This is a genomic window from Streptomyces sp. NPDC057623 (assembly GCF_042800355.1).
In the GTDB taxonomy this organism is placed as follows: domain Bacteria; phylum Actinomycetota; class Actinomycetes; order Streptomycetales; family Streptomycetaceae; genus Streptomyces.
In genome coordinates this window covers 13,020-26,315 of sequence record NZ_JBHVGZ010000023.1, presented here as the reverse complement: position 1 = coordinate 26,315, position 13,296 = coordinate 13,020, and the positions used below count along the sequence as shown (strand labels likewise).

Here is a 13,296-nt window from a genome sequence, read left to right as displayed (position 1 = left end):
TCTCTTGGTTCCGCCGGGGGTTCAGATGCGCTCGACGACCGTCGCGATGCCCATGCCGCCGCCGACACAGAGGGTCGCGAGGCCGTACCGCTTGTCCTGGCGCTCCAGTTCGTCGATCAGGCTGCCCAGGATCATCGCGCCGGTGGCGCCGAGCGGGTGGCCGAGAGCGATGGCGCCGCCGTTGACGTTGACCTTGTCCAGGGACAGGCCCATGTCGCGCACGAAGCGCAGGACGACCGCGGCGAAGGCCTCGTTGATCTCGACGAGGTCGATGTCGTCGATGGTCAGCCCGGCCTTGGCGAGGGCCTTGCGGGTGGCGGGCGCGGGGCCGGTGAGCATGATGGTGGGCTCGGAGCCGGAGACGGCCGCGGAGATGACGCGGGCGCGCGGGGTGAGGCCGTAGCGGTCGCCGACCTCCTTCGAGCCGATGGCGACCAGGGAGGCGCCGTCGACGATGCCGGAGGAGTTGCCCGCGTGGTGGACGTGGTCGATCTTCTCGACCCAGTGGTACTTCTGGAGCGCGACGGCGTCGAAGCCGCCGAGGTCGCCGATGTCCGCGAAGGACGGCTTGAGCTTGCCCAGCGAGTCGGCGGTGGTGCCCGGGCGCGGGTGCTCGTCGTGGTCGAGGACGACCAGTCCGCTGCGGTCCTTCACGGGGACGACGGAGCGGTCGAAGCGGCCTTCCTTCCAGGCCGTCGCCGCCCGTTCCTGCGAGAGCGCCGCGTACTCGTCGACGTCGCGGCGCGAGAAGCCCTCGATGGTGGCGATGAGGTCGGCGCCGATGCCCTGCGGGACGAAGTTGACGGCGAGGTTGGTCATCGGGTCGTTGAACCAGGCGCCGCCGTCCGAGGCCATCGGCACCCGGGACATGGACTCGACGCCGCCCGCGAGGACGAGGTCCTCCCAGCCGGAGCGCACCTTGGCGGCGGCCATGTTGACGGCTTCCAGGCCCGAGGCGCAGAAGCGGTTCTCCTGTACGCCGGCCACCGTGTCCGGCAGGCCGGCGGCGATCGCGGCGATCCGGGCGATGTCGGAGCCCTGGTCGCCGACCGGGCCGACGACGCCGAGCACGATGTCGTCGACGGCGGCCGGGTCGAGGCCGGGGAAACGGTCGCGGATCTCGTGGATGAGGCCGACGACCAGGTCGATCGGCTTGGTGCCGTGCAGGGCGCCGTTGGACTTGCCGCGGCCGCGCGGGGTGCGGATCGCGTCGTACACGTACGCTTCGGTGCTCACAGGGAAGCCTTTCGAGGGTGAGGGTCAGCCGGGCAAGGGAGCTGAGCGGAGGAGCCCTAGCCGAGCAGGGAACGGCCGATGATCTCCTTCATGATCTCGGTCGTCCCGCCGTAGATGGTCTGGATACGGCCGTCGGTGAAGGCCCTGGCGACGGGGAATTCGCTCATATAGCCGTAGCCGCCGTGCAGTTGGAGGCAGCGGTCCGCGACCCGCTTCTGGAGCTCGGTCGCCCACCACTTGGCCATGGAGGCGTGCACGGCGTCGAGCTCGCCGCGGTCGTGGTCCGCTATGCAGCGGTCGAGGAAGGTGCGGGTGACGGCACACTCGGTGGCCATCTCGGCGATCTCGAACCGGATGTGCTGCTTGGTGGCCAGCGGCCGGCCGAAGGCCTCGCGCTCCTTGACGTACTGGGTGGTGATCTCCAGCAGGTGCTCGGCGGCGGCGATCGCGGAGACGGCGATGCTCAGCCGCTCCTGTGCGAGGTTCGTCATCAGATGGACGAAGGCGCCGTCGGCATCGCCGAGGAGGTTCTCCCTGGGCACGCGGACGTCGCGGAAGAACAGCTCGGCGGTGTCCTGGGCCTTCTGGCCGATCTTTTCGAGGTTGCGGCCGCGCTCGAAGCCGTCCATGCCCCGTTCGACGACGAGCAGCGACAGCCCGTGCGCGCCGCCCTCGGGGGTCGTCTTCGCGACGACGATCACCAGGTCGGCGAGGATGCCGTTGGAGATGAAGGTCTTGGAGCCGTTCAGGACCCAGTGGTCGCCGTGGTCCTCGGCGTGGGTGCGGATGCCCTGGAGGTCGGAGCCGGCGCCGGGCTCGGTCATGGCGATGGCCGTGATCAGCGAGCCGTCGCAGAAGCCGGGCAGCCAGCGCCGCTTCTGCTCGTCGGTGGCGAGTGAGGTGAGGTACGGGCCGATGATGTCGTTGTGCAGGCCGAGGGCGAGTCCGGGGGCGCCCGCGCGCGTGAACTCCTCGGCGAGGACGGCGCTGTAGCGGAAGTCGGGGGTGCCGCCGCCTCCGTACTCCTCGGGGACGGCGAGGCCGAGCAGGCCCTGCTTGCCGGCCGCGCGCCAGGCGTCGCGGGAGACGATGCCGTCCTTCTCCCACTGCTCGTAGTGCGGCAGCACCTCCCTGGCCAGGAAGCTGCGCACGGTCGCGCGGAACGCGTCGTGCTCGGGAGCGAAGATCTGCCGCTTCATGCGAGGTCCTTCGTCACGGGGCCGTCGGTGTCGGCGCCCTTCGTCAGGTCGGGTAGGTCCCAGTCGCGCGCCACGTCGGCGGTGTCCGCGCCGGGCCGGGCCGGGCCGGTGCGTACGGCCGTCGGGGTCGCGGAGAAGCGGGGCGCGGGGGCGGGCTGGGTGATGCCGCCGTGGTCGGTGAAGGTGCCGCGGGCGGCGAGGTGCGGGTGGTGCGGGGCCTCGCGCAGGGACAGGACGGGCGCCACACAGGCGTCGGTGCCCTCGAAGACGGCCGTCCACTGCTCCCTGGTCCGGGACTTGAAGCGGGCCGCGACCGCCTCGCGCAGCTCACCCCAGCGGGACCAGTCCCTGCGGGCGGACGTGTGCTCCTCGATGTCGAGCAGCCGCAGGAACTCGGCGTAGAACTGCGGCTCCAGGGCGCCGACGGCCATGTACTTCCCGTCGGCCGTCTCGTAGGTGCCGTAGTAGGGGCAGCCGCCGTCGAGGAGGTTGGCGCCGCGCCGGTCCTGCCAGCCGCCGGCGGCGAGCATGCCGTGGATCATCGCGGAGAGGTGGGAGGTGCCGTCGACGATGGCGGCGTCGACGACCTGGCCGGTGCCGGTGGCGCGGGCGTGGTGGAGGGCGGCGAGGACGCCGACGACGAGGTAGAGCGAGCCGCCCGCGTAGTCGCCGACCAGGTTGGCGGGGACGGCGGGCGGTGCGTCGGGGCTGCCGATCATGCCCAGGGTGCCGGTGAGGGCGATGTACGCGATGTCGTGGCCGGCGCGGTCGGCGAGCGGCCCCTCCTGGCCCCAGCCGGTCATACGGCCGTAGACCAGCTCGGGGTTGCGGGCGTGGCAGGCGTCGGGGCCGACGCCGAGGCGCTCGGCGACTCCGGGGCGGTAGCCCTCGATGAGGATGTCGGCGCGGGCGGCGAGGTCGAGGACGCGCGCGGGGCCGTCGGGGGACTTCAGGTCTACGATCACCGAGCGCTTGTTGCGGTTGGTGATGTCGTACGCGGGGTCGATGGCGAGTCCCGTGCCGCCTGGCCGGTCCACGCGGACCACGTCGGCGCCCAGGTCGGCGAGGAGCATGGCGGCGAACGGACCGGGTCCGATCCCGGCCAGCTCGACCACGCGCACGCCGGTGAGCGGGCCCTGTCCTGGCGTCGTCGCCATCCTGCCCCCAGGTGTATGACACCACTGCTGTAACACCAGCGATGCTAAGAACATGTTCCGGCGGACACAAGAGCAAGCGCTTAGGAAGTTACCCGCCGGAAGCCCCGACGCGAACCCGCCCCGGCGGAATCAGCGCCCGTCCAGCTCAGCTATCAGCCGCTTCGGCGCGATCGTGCGGTAGCTCTCCTCCACCCAGTCGCACAGCAGCTCCGCAGCCGGGGCGCCCTCCCGCTCCAGCGGGATGCTCACCCAGCCGGACTTGCCCAGTCCGTATCCGGCGGGCTCGGCGCCCGGGCAGGTCAGGGCGTGGGCGTGAGCGGACTCGTCCTTGAGCTTCACGGTCACCCCCAGCGGATGGCTGCCGTCGTCGACACCGAGGAAGACGAACACCTTCTTGTTGACCTTCGCGACCGTCTCGCCCCACGGGTGCTCCTCGCCGGCACCCGGCATCCCGAGCGCGAACGCGCGCGCTTTTTCCCACTTCTTCAGGGCAGACCTGGGCACGGTCACCGCTTACCTCCGGGCTCGTCGTCGGGCTCCGCACACCTCACGCTAGCCTCGGCCACCGACAACGGCGCGTGCTGCGAGACCGAGGGGTGTCATGACCAGGCTGAACAGGACGGATCGCCCGTACGACATCGTGCTCTTCGGAGCGACGGGCTTCGTCGGGATCCTCACCGCGGAGTACCTGGCCGCGCAGGCTCCCGAGGGGCTGCGCTGGGCGATCGCCGGGCGCAGCAAGGAGAAGCTGGAGCGACTGCGCGAGCGACTGCCGGGCGGCGCGGAGGTCGGGCTGCTGGAGGCGGACGTCGCGGATCCGGCCTCGATGCGCCGGCTCGCCGAGCACGCGCGCGTGGTGGCCACGACGGTGGGGCCGTACGTGAAGTACGGCGAGGACCTCGTCGCCGCCTGCGCGGAGACCGGGGCCGACTATCTCGACCTCTGCGGCGAGCCGGAGTTCGTGGACCTGACGTACGTCCGGCACGACGCACGCGCGCGTGAGACCGGCGCACGGCTGGTGCACGCCTGCGGTTTCGACTCGATTCCGCACGACCTCGGCGCGTACTTCACCGTCCAGCAGCTGCCGGAGGGCGTGCCGCTCTCGGTGGACGGGTTCGTGACCGCCGACGCCACCTTCTCGGGGGGCACGTTCGCTTCGGCGCTCAACCAGTTCTCGCGCGGACGTCAGATGGTGTCCGCCGCACGCGACCGCTCCCGCCACGAGCCACGGCTGATGGGACGCCGGGCGCAGGCGCCGACGGGTGCGCCCCGGTTCGCCAGGGAGGTCGGTTCCTGGGCGGTGCCGCTGCCGACGATCGACGCGCAGATCGTCAAGCGGTCCGCACGTGCCCTCGACCGGTACGGCCCCGACTTCCGCTACCGCCACTACGCCGCCGTACGGCATCTGCCCGTCGCGCTCGGCGGGGTCGCGGCGGTCGGCGCACTCGCCACGGCCGCCCAACTGCCGCCCGCGCGGCGCTGGCTGTCCGACCGGCTCAAGCCCGGCGAGGGGCCGAGCGCCGAGAAGCGCGCGAAGAGCTGGTTCTCCGTCCGCTTCGTCGGCGAGGGCGGCGGCCGGCGCGTCTTCACGGAGGTGGCGGGCGGTGACCCCGGGTACGGCGAGACGGCGAAGATGTTCGCCGAGTCCGCCCTGTCCCTCGCTTTCGACGACCTGCCGCCCACGGCCGGTCAGGTCACCACGGCGGTCGCGATGGGGGACGCGCTGATCGAGCGGCTGCGGACGGCGGGGATCACCTTCCGGGTGGCCGCGACCCGCTGAACCGGCCCTGCGCGAGCGGCGGGACGGGCCCTACAGGGTCCATCCCGCCACGGTGAAGATCATCCCGCCGATCCAGGCCAGCCCGGCCACCACGGCGAGGACCAGCGCGGCCGTCACGGCACGCTCCACGGGACGGTCGGGGTCGGCGAGGGGCTTCGGGGCACGGTGCGTCGTCATGCGTCACAGCCTGCCGATCATGGCGGGGACCGGCATCCGTACGGGTACTCAGACGACGTACTCAGACGGCGTGGTCAGCCGGGGCTCTCAGCCGGGTCGTCAACAGGCGTCATCGGTCGGGGGCCAGTCCCCCAGCGCCTGCGCGATCCGGTCCCGCACGGCCGGATCGGGCGCTGCGGCCGCGAGCCGGACGGCGACGGGGCCGATCTCCCAGCCCGCGTGATGGTCGAAGAAGGGAGCGGGCCCCGCCTCGTTGTGGGCGACCTTGCCGACCAGCTCCGCGAGCCGGAGCAGCAGCCGCTGCTGCTCCGTCGGGTGCTCCCAGGCATCGTGCCCTCGCCCCCGGACCAGCTCGAACGCCTCGCGTCCACGGCTCCATCGAGCGCGGTCGGCCGCGAATTCCACCGTGGCGTCGATCTCCGGGGTCCGGCCCAGACCCTCCGCCGCCGCCACGAGCACCCGCCCCGCCCAGCTCACGGGCAGGGGCTGGCGCTCGAAGACGGAACGCCCCCATGTCCGGGTGGGATCCGCCGTGGCGCGGGCGGCGTTTTCCGGCCTCGGGCCGGTCGCCTCCTTGAGCGCCTGCCGGCACAGGGAGTCCGCACGCCGGGTCGTCTCCGGCAGGCGGTACTCGGGGGTGAGAGCGAGTGTGTGGGCGCAGGCGTTGTCGAGGCTCACCCGGTGGCCGACCGAGACGAAGACCGGCTTGACGGCGTCGCGGGTGCGCAGGGCGCGGCCGACCTCCTCGGCGCCCGCGAGGAGGGGCGCGGCGGCGCCGCGCTCGGGGCCCGGGGCGTCGTACGTGAAGGTGAACGGGTTCTTCGCGACGCCGATCGTCGGCAGGCCGGTGAGGACGCCGAGGTGGCTGGCGAGGCCGAAGCGGCGGGGGTGGGCGCGGCCGTAGCCGTCGCAGACGACCAGGCCGGGCGGGCAGGGCAGGGCGCCGAGGGCGGCCAGCACCGTGGGGATCTCGCGGAAGGCGAGCAGGCCGGGGACGTACGGGAAGGAGATCCGGCCGACGGCCGTGGCCTCGGCGACGACGTCCAGGGTCGCCGCGTCGAGGACGACCGCCGCGGCGGCGACCACGTCCCGCTCGTCGTCGTAGGCCACGTCGACGCCGGTCACATGGCCGGATCCGGGCGGTGGGCCGGGCTCGTCGAGCACCACGCGCGCCCGCAGTTCGTCCTGGACGGCACGGGCCGCTTCCTCGGTCGCGGGCCAGCCCGCGGGAATGCTTACGGTCGTCATGGTGGGCACGAGCGTACGGGGACGGGGCCACACGCGGCGGGCCCAGGGGTAGGCTCGCGATCATGTTCGTGCTGGAGCTGACCTACACCGCCCCGACCGAGGACGTCGACGCCGTGCTGGAGGCGCATGTGGCGTGGCTCGACGAGCAGTACGAGCGGGGGGTGTTCCTCGCGTCCGGGCGCAAGGACCCCCGCGACGGCGGGGTGATCCTCGCCGTCGCGGAGAGCCGCGGACGTGTCGAGGAGATCGCCGCGGGGGATCCGTTCGTCACCGCCGGGGTCTGCGCGTACCGCATCACCGAGTTCGTCGCCACGAAGACGGCGCCGGAACTTCAGCGGTACCGCGAGACACCCCGCTGAACCTCACCTGCCCAGCGCCTGCCTGAGCTGGGCGCTCTCCTTGATGTGCTCGTACTGGCGTTCCCGCTCGGGCTCGAACGGGGTGGCATGCCGGGTCTCTGCTCTCGCAGTCGGCGCCCGGGTACCCACTTCGCGGCGTCAGCTCTCCAGGCGGGCGACCCTGCCCTTCTCCCCCGCGGCCCAGCAGCCCAGGTCCGGCGTGCAGTCCACGGTGTCGTACGAGCCGGTGTCGACGGTGCGCCAGGTGCGGCCGCCGTCGGTCGTCAGGTCGGTGCCGGTGGGGCCGACCGCGAGGGCGGCGGTACGGCTGTGCGGGAGCCAGGCGACGCCGGAGCGGTAGGCGGGCGGGGGCGTGGCGGCGGGCTGCCAGCGGTGCCCGGCTTCGTGGCTGCGTGCGGCGGCCTGCGGGGATGCCTGGTCGGGGCGGTAGTCGCCGCCGACCGCGAGGCCGTGCGTACGGTCGCGGAAGGTGAGGGCGAAGACGCCACGGGCCGGGTCTCCGGCGGGGATCGGCGTGTCGGCGGCCGTCCAGGTCAGTCCTCGGTCGCGGGAATGCAGGACACGCGCGCGTGCGGCTCCGCCGGTGGCCAGCCAGACGTCCCTCGGCCCGGACGCGACCAGGCACTGCCCGCTCGCCGCGAAACCGGCCTCGCCCTCCAGGGCGGCGGGCATGCCGTCGTCGGGCAGCACCTCCCAGGAGCGGCCGCCGTCGCTGGTCGACAGGATGCGGAACCTGCCGTCGACCGGGTCGCTCATCGCCAGTCCGTGGCGGCGGTCGAAGAAGGTCATGCAGTCGTAGAAGGCCCGTGCGTCGGTGTTGCGGAAGGACTCCGTCCAGGTCTCGCCGCCGTCGTCCGTGCGGTACACGCGGGACGCCTCGCCCTCTCCGATGGCCAGCACCACGGCGCGGCGCGCGTCGAACGCCTCGACGTCCCGGAACTGGAGCTCGCCGGCGCCGGGCGGCGAGACGTTCCGCCAGCTTCCCCCGCCGTCGGTGGTGCGCAGGACGGTGCCCTCGGTTCCGGCCAGCCACGCGGTGTTCCGGCTGACCGCGGACAGGCCGCGGAAGCGCACCTCGGGCGTGCCGCTGTCCTTGGGTTCCCAGTGCGCCGCCCGGCGCTCCGGCTCGTGCGCCTGCGCGGGTACGGCTGTCAGCGCGGCCAGCGCCGCCCCGCAGGCCACCCCCGCGGCCACTGTCCGAAAAGTACGCCCCGACCGTCGCGTGTTCCCCGAACGCCTCATGGCGGGCGAAGCTAGCCCAGCGCCCCGGTGGCGTCCAGACGGCCACCGAAGTCACAGGTGACTTTCCCGGCACACAGGGACGTACGAGTCACCCCCGTGCATGAAGGCGGTGACAGAGGTCACTCGCCCCCCGTGTGCACCGATTGGCTGATTCCGTCGTCTCTACCAGTGCCCGGTCTCGTCCGCCCGGATGTTCGTCCAGCTGTCACAAGGGAGCAAGGCGTTGTCCACCGTCATCGAGCAGCCCGTTGAGGCCCGTCTCGTCGCCGCCGCACCGCGGATGCCGAGCATTCCGGCGACCCTCCACTACGACCGGCGCGACCCGTTCGCCGTCCGCATGACCTTCCCGGCCCCGGCCACGCTGGAAGGCGTGGAGGTCTGCTGGACCTTCAGCCGTGAGCTGCTTCTGGCCGGTCTGGAGGGGCCCGAGGGACACGGCGACGTCCGGGTGCGGCCGTACGGCTACGACCGGACGGTGCTGGAGTTCCACGCGCCCGAGGGCACGGCGGTCGTGCACATCCGCTCCGGTGAGGTCCGGCGGTTCCTGGAGGCGACGAGCGAGCTGGTGCCGCTCGGGCTGGAGCACCTCCAGCTGGACCTGGACCGGGACCTGGCGGAGCTGATGCGGGACGCCTGCTGAGGTCTGCCGAAGGGTCCCTGTGCGGGGTGTGCGGCCGGCGCGACCGGGCGGCCGATCAATTGCGTTGACACCCTCCCCGCCCCCTCCTACGGTGTAAAGCGGTCCTGTTGCCGCCGATTGGAGAAGGACGTTGCTCGTCTGAGGTCCTGAGACACCGCGCCACACCTGAGGTGTGTTTGCGCTGCGTGCGACCTCGGCGTTCGAGCCGTCCTCCGGAACAGGGCTTTTCTCATTTCCTGAGCCCTCCGAGGCCTCCCCCGTCGGTCGCCGGTGTCTCGAAACGCGTTTGCCCCTGATCGCTTCGAGCATCCGCGGAGGCCCGTATGTCTACTTCCATCACCTGTACGTCCCTTTCCTTCACCTGGCCCGACGGCACCCCCGTCCTCGAGGGCCTCGACGTCGCGTTCGGCCCCGGAAGGACCGGACTCGTCGGCGTCAACGGGTCGGGAAAGTCAACCCTGTTGAAGCTCATCGCCGGTGAGCTCACCCCGGCCGACGGCGCGGTACGCGTCGCGGGCGAGGTCGGCTACCTCCCGCAGAACGTCACCCTCGACACCGCCCTGAAGGTCGACGAGGCCCTCGGTATCGCGGACCAGCGAGCCGCGCTGCACGCCATCGAGGCGGGCGACGTGGCCGAGGAGCACTTCGAGACCGTCGGCGACGACTGGGACGTGGAGGAGCGGGCCGTCGCCACGCTCGGCGAACTCGGGCTGGGCCACGTCGAGTTGGACCGCACCATCGGCGAGGTGTCGGGCGGCGAGTCGGTGCTGCTGCGGCTGGCCGCGCTGCTGCTGCGCCGCCCGGACGTCCTGCTGCTCGACGAGCCCACCAACAATCTCGACCTGTACGCACGCAGGCGGCTGTACGCGGCCGTCGCGTCCTGGCCCGGGGTCATGGTGGTGGTCAGCCACGACCGCGAACTCCTGGACCTCGTCGACCAGATCGCCGATCTGCGCTCCGGGGAGGTCACCTGGTTCGGCGGCAACTACTCCGCCTACGAGGAGGCACTCGCCATGGAGCAGGAGGCGGCCGAGCGCATGCTGCGGGTCGCCGAGGCCGACCTGAAGAAGCAGAAGCGCGAACTGATCGACGCCCAGGTCAAGTTGGCCCGCAGGAAGCGGTACGGGCAGAAGATGTGGGACCAGAAGCGCGAGCCCAAGATCGTCATGGGTGCGCGCAAGCGGGCGGCGCAGGAGTCCGCCGGCAAGCACCGCATCATGCACGAGGAGCGGCTCGCCGAGGCCAGGGAGCGGCTCGACGAGGCCGTGGACGCGGTGCGGGACGACGACGAGATCCGCGTCGACCTGCCGTACACGGCCGTGCCCCCGGGGCGGACCGTCCTGACGCTGCTGGACCTGGAGCTGGCGTACGGCGCGCGGGTGAGCGGCGGTCTCGATCTGCGCGGGCCGGAGCGGGTCGCCCTCGTCGGACGCAACGGCGCCGGCAAGACGACGCTGCTGCGGACGATCGCCGGGGAGCTGCCGCCGGTGTCGGGTGAGGCGACGACCCATGTCCCGCACCGCTTCCTGCCGCAGCGGCTCGACGTGCTCGACGACGAGTTGTCGGTCGCCGAGAACGTGGCCCGGTTCGCGCCGGGGGCCACCAACAACCGGATCCGGGCGCGGCTGGCCCGCTTCCTGTTCCGGGGTGGCCGCGCCGACCAGAAGGCGGCGACGCTGTCCGGCGGCGAGCGCTTCCGGGCCGCGCTGGCCGCGCTGATGCTGGCGGAGCCCGCGCCGCAGCTGCTGATGCTGGACGAGCCGACGAACAACCTGGACATGGCGAGCGTGCGGCAGCTCACCACGGCCCTGGAGTCGTACGAGGGGGCGCTGCTCGTGGCCAGTCACGACCTGCCGTTCCTGGAGTCGATCGGCATCACGCGCTGGCTGATGGTGGAGAACGGGGAATTCAAGGAAATCACGCCAGAAGCTGTCGGGTATCCCGCCTAGCTTCGGCCTCATGGCCGATTCCACGCCCGATTCCTCGCCCGATTTCATCACCATCACCGGAGCCCGGGAGAACAACCTCAAGGACGTCTCCCTCCGCATCCCGAAAGGCCGGCTGACCGTGTTCACCGGCCTTTCGGGCTCGGGGAAGTCGTCGATCGTCTTCGACACCATCGCGGTGGAGTCGCAGCGCCAGCTGAACGAGACCTTCACGTGGTTCGTGCGCAACCGGCTGCCCAGGTACGAGCGGCCGCACGCGGAGGCGCTGGAGGACCTCTCCCCCGCGATCGTCGTCGACCAGCGGCCGATCGGGGGCCACTCCCGGTCCACGGTCGGCACGATGACCGACATCTACTCGGTGATCCGGGTGCTGTTCTCCCGCCACGGCACCCCGAGTGCCGGTCCGGCGAGCGCCTACTCCTTCAACGACCCCTCCGGCATGTGTCCCGGCTGCGACGGCCTGGGGCGTACGGTACGGCCGGACTGGGACCGTATCCTCGACCCGGAGCGGACCCTCGCCGACGGGGCGGTCCGCTTCCCGCCGTTCGCGGCCGGCACCTGGCAGGGGCAGACGTACACGAACAGCGCCGACCTCGACCCGGACAAGCCCGTCGGCCGGTTCACGGCGGCCGAGCGGGATTTCCTGATGTACGGCCGTCCCGGCAGCAAGGTCACCGTCGACGGCACGGGCGGCACCTGGACCACCGACTACGAGGGTCTCGCCCCCCGCTTCGAGCGGCTGTACCTCAAGCGGGACCTGTCGGCCATGAGCCAGAAGACGCGCGACCTGGTGCGGGAGTTCCTGGCGGACGGCGCCTGCCCGATGTGTGACGGTGCCCGGCTGAACGCGGCCGCGCTCGCCACCCGCGTCAACGGCCTGACCATCGCCGACTGCACACATATGCAGGTCACGGACCTGATCGCCGTGCTGAAGGACATCGACGACCCGGTCGCCGGACCGATCGCCGGAGCCGCCGTCACCGCCCTCGACCGCATCGACGCCATCGGCCTCGGCTACCTGAGCCTGGACCGCGAGACATCCACACTCTCGGGCGGCGAGGGACAGCGTCTGAAGACGGTCCGCCACCTGGGCTCCAGCCTGACCGGCATGACGTACATCTTCGACGAACCCAGCGTCGGGCTGCACCCGCGTGACGTCGGCCGTCTCGGCGATCTGCTGCTGCGGCTGCGCGACAAGGGGAACACGGTGCTGGTGGTCGAGCACGACCCCGATGTCATCGCGCTCGCCGATCACGTCGTCGACATGGGACCGGAGGCCGGCGCGGGCGGCGGACGCGTCGTGTTCGAGGGGACGCCGGGCGAGCTCGCCGGGTCCGGCACGGTGACCGGGCGGTGTCTGGGGCGTCGTACGGCGGTCAAGGAGGTTGTACGACCGGCGGGAGGTGGGCTCTGGGTGAAGGGCGCCGACCGGCACAATCTGCGGGACGTGACGGTGGAGTTCCCGAGCGGGGTGCTCACCGTCGTCACCGGGGTCGCGGGGTCCGGGAAGAGCACGCTGGTCGCGGAGTTCACGGCCGCTCACGCCGACGCGGTGGTGGTGGACCAGTCGTCGATCGGGATCTCCGCGCGGTCGACCCCGGCGACGTATCTGGGAATCATGGACGCGGTACGGAAGACCTTCGCGCGCGAGACGGGCGCCGAGCCGGGGTTCTTCAGCTTCAACTCCACAGGCGCGTGCGGCACTTGTGAGGGCCGCGGAATCATCCACACCGACCTGGCCTTCATGGACCCGGTGACGACGACGTGCCACGACTGCGAGGGGCGGCGCTTCCGGGAGGAGGTGCTGCGGCTGACCGTCGACGGCAACTCCGTCGCGGACGTCCTGGAGATGACGGCCGATCAGGCGCTGGGGTTCTTCGAGGACCCGGGGGTACGCCGCCGTCTGCGCTCGCTGCGGGACGTGGGGCTGACGTACCTCACACTGGGCCGGTCCCTGTCCACGCTCTCCGGCGGTGAGCGGCAGCGGATCAAGCTGGCGACGCGGCTGCACCGGACGGGAGCGCTGTACGTCCTCGACGAACCGACGACCGGACTGCACATGTCGGACGTCGACGGGCTGCTCGGCCTGCTGGACCGACTGGTCGACGCGGGCAACACCGTCGTGGTCGTCGAGCACGACCTGAACGTGGTGGCGCACGCCGACTGGATCATCGACCTGGGACCGGACGGGGGCCGCGACGGGGGCCGGGTGATCTTCGAGGGAACCCCGCGCCGGCTCCTCGAAGTACCCGGTTCCTTCACCGCGGAGCATCTCAGGAGGGCTACAGCCTGATACCGAGGGGTTTTGTACG

Annotated in this window: 11 protein-coding genes and 1 pseudogene; 5 read left to right on the top strand and 7 right to left on the bottom strand. The window is 71.9% G+C overall.

The window, feature by feature from the left end; translation table 11 throughout:
• Nucleotides 1-21: 21 nt before the first annotated feature.
• The 4 genes from ACFU95_RS23445 to ACFU95_RS23430 all read right to left on the bottom strand — a co-directional run bounded on the left by ACFU95_RS23445 (nucleotide 22) and on the right by ACFU95_RS23430 (nucleotide 4,102).
• Entirely contained in the window at nucleotides 22-1,236 is a 1,215-nt protein-coding gene (locus tag ACFU95_RS23445; RefSeq protein ID WP_383830878.1) for an acetyl-CoA C-acetyltransferase, read from the bottom strand.
• A gap of 56 nt (nucleotides 1,237-1,292) precedes the next feature.
• On the bottom strand, nucleotides 1,293-2,435 hold the full coding sequence (locus ACFU95_RS23440; protein ID WP_383830874.1) for an acyl-CoA dehydrogenase family protein: 1,143 nt from the start codon (nucleotides 2,433-2,435) through the stop codon (nucleotides 1,293-1,295).
• Nucleotides 2,432-3,592 carry a CaiB/BaiF CoA transferase family protein gene (locus ACFU95_RS23435; RefSeq protein ID WP_383830871.1) on the bottom strand — a complete coding sequence of 387 codons (1,161 nt, stop codon included), beginning with the start codon at nucleotides 3,590-3,592 and terminating at the stop codon, nucleotides 2,432-2,434. Before ACFU95_RS23435 ends, ACFU95_RS23440 begins: the two co-directional genes overlap by 4 nt.
• A 129-nt stretch (nucleotides 3,593-3,721) precedes the next feature.
• The gene (locus tag ACFU95_RS23430) at nucleotides 3,722-4,102 is read right to left on the bottom strand and encodes an MmcQ/YjbR family DNA-binding protein (protein WP_383830868.1); all 381 of its coding nucleotides are present in this window, start codon (nucleotides 4,100-4,102) and stop codon (nucleotides 3,722-3,724) included.
• 91 nt (nucleotides 4,103-4,193) lie between these two features.
• Here ACFU95_RS23430 and ACFU95_RS23425 point away from each other — a divergent pair, with 91 nt between their 5' ends.
• Nucleotides 4,194-5,372 (top strand): saccharopine dehydrogenase family protein, encoded by a 1,179-nt coding sequence (locus ACFU95_RS23425; protein ID WP_383830865.1) that lies wholly within the window; start codon nucleotides 4,194-4,196, stop codon nucleotides 5,370-5,372.
• Nucleotides 5,373-5,402: 30 nt separating this feature from the next.
• Here the strand turns inward: ACFU95_RS23425 and mmpA are convergent, their stop codons facing one another.
• Both mmpA and ACFU95_RS23415 read right to left on the bottom strand, forming a co-directional pair.
• Nucleotides 5,403-5,549, bottom strand: coding sequence for a morphogenic membrane protein MmpA (gene mmpA / locus ACFU95_RS23420; protein ID WP_167366184.1), 147 nt, complete (start codon nucleotides 5,547-5,549; stop codon nucleotides 5,403-5,405).
• A 564-nt stretch (nucleotides 5,550-6,113) separates the two neighbouring features.
• Nucleotides 6,114-6,797, bottom strand: a pseudogene (locus ACFU95_RS23415) (endonuclease V); the annotation flags it as partial.
• Nucleotides 6,798-6,859: 62 nt separating this feature from the next.
• On the opposite strand from ACFU95_RS23415, the gene ACFU95_RS23410 reads away from it, so the two are divergent.
• Nucleotides 6,860-7,156 (top strand): YciI family protein, encoded by a 297-nt coding sequence (locus ACFU95_RS23410; protein WP_383830861.1) that lies wholly within the window; start codon nucleotides 6,860-6,862, stop codon nucleotides 7,154-7,156.
• A gap of 138 nt (nucleotides 7,157-7,294) precedes the next feature.
• Here the strand turns inward: ACFU95_RS23410 and ACFU95_RS23405 are convergent, their stop codons facing one another.
• A complete protein-coding gene (locus ACFU95_RS23405) occupies nucleotides 7,295-8,398 on the bottom strand; it encodes a WD40/YVTN/BNR-like repeat-containing protein (RefSeq protein WP_383830858.1) in 1,104 nt (367 codons plus the stop codon).
• A 223-nt stretch (nucleotides 8,399-8,621) separates the two neighbouring features.
• Between ACFU95_RS23405 and ACFU95_RS23400 the strand changes: the two genes are divergently transcribed.
• The 3 genes from ACFU95_RS23400 (at nucleotide 8,622) to ACFU95_RS23390 (ending at nucleotide 13,277) form a co-directional block, all read left to right on the top strand.
• Nucleotides 8,622-9,038 carry an SsgA family sporulation/cell division regulator gene (locus ACFU95_RS23400; RefSeq protein WP_383830855.1) on the top strand — a complete coding sequence of 139 codons (417 nt, stop codon included), beginning with the start codon at nucleotides 8,622-8,624 and terminating at the stop codon, nucleotides 9,036-9,038.
• A 323-nt stretch (nucleotides 9,039-9,361) separates the two neighbouring features.
• Nucleotides 9,362-10,987 (top strand): ABC-F family ATP-binding cassette domain-containing protein, encoded by a 1,626-nt coding sequence (locus tag ACFU95_RS23395; protein ID WP_383830852.1) that lies wholly within the window; start codon nucleotides 9,362-9,364, stop codon nucleotides 10,985-10,987.
• 10 nt (nucleotides 10,988-10,997) lie between these two features.
• The gene (locus ACFU95_RS23390) at nucleotides 10,998-13,277 is read left to right on the top strand and encodes an ATP-binding cassette domain-containing protein (protein ID WP_383830849.1); all 2,280 of its coding nucleotides are present in this window, start codon (nucleotides 10,998-11,000) and stop codon (nucleotides 13,275-13,277) included.
• Nucleotides 13,278-13,296 lie beyond the last annotated feature (19 nt).

Bases quoted from the DNA above. Each gene is read 5' to 3' on its own strand.
- ACFU95_RS23390 (WP_383830849.1), top strand. From the start codon at position 10,998: ATGGCCGATTCCACGCCCGATTCCTCGCCCGATTTCATCACCATCACC.
- ACFU95_RS23425 (WP_383830865.1), top strand. From the start codon at position 4,194: ATGACCAGGCTGAACAGGACGGATCGCCCGTACGACATCGTGCTCTTC.
- ACFU95_RS23405 (WP_383830858.1), bottom strand. From the start codon at position 8,398: ATGAGGCGTTCGGGGAACACGCGACGGTCGGGGCGTACTTTTCGGACA.
- mmpA (WP_167366184.1), bottom strand. From the start codon at position 5,549: ATGACGACGCACCGTGCCCCGAAGCCCCTCGCCGACCCCGACCGTCCC.
- ACFU95_RS23410 (WP_383830861.1), top strand. From the start codon at position 6,860: ATGTTCGTGCTGGAGCTGACCTACACCGCCCCGACCGAGGACGTCGAC.
- ACFU95_RS23435 (WP_383830871.1), bottom strand. From the start codon at position 3,592: ATGGCGACGACGCCAGGACAGGGCCCGCTCACCGGCGTGCGCGTGGTC.
- ACFU95_RS23440 (WP_383830874.1), bottom strand. From the start codon at position 2,435: ATGAAGCGGCAGATCTTCGCTCCCGAGCACGACGCGTTCCGCGCGACC.
- ACFU95_RS23395 (WP_383830852.1), top strand. From the start codon at position 9,362: ATGTCTACTTCCATCACCTGTACGTCCCTTTCCTTCACCTGGCCCGAC.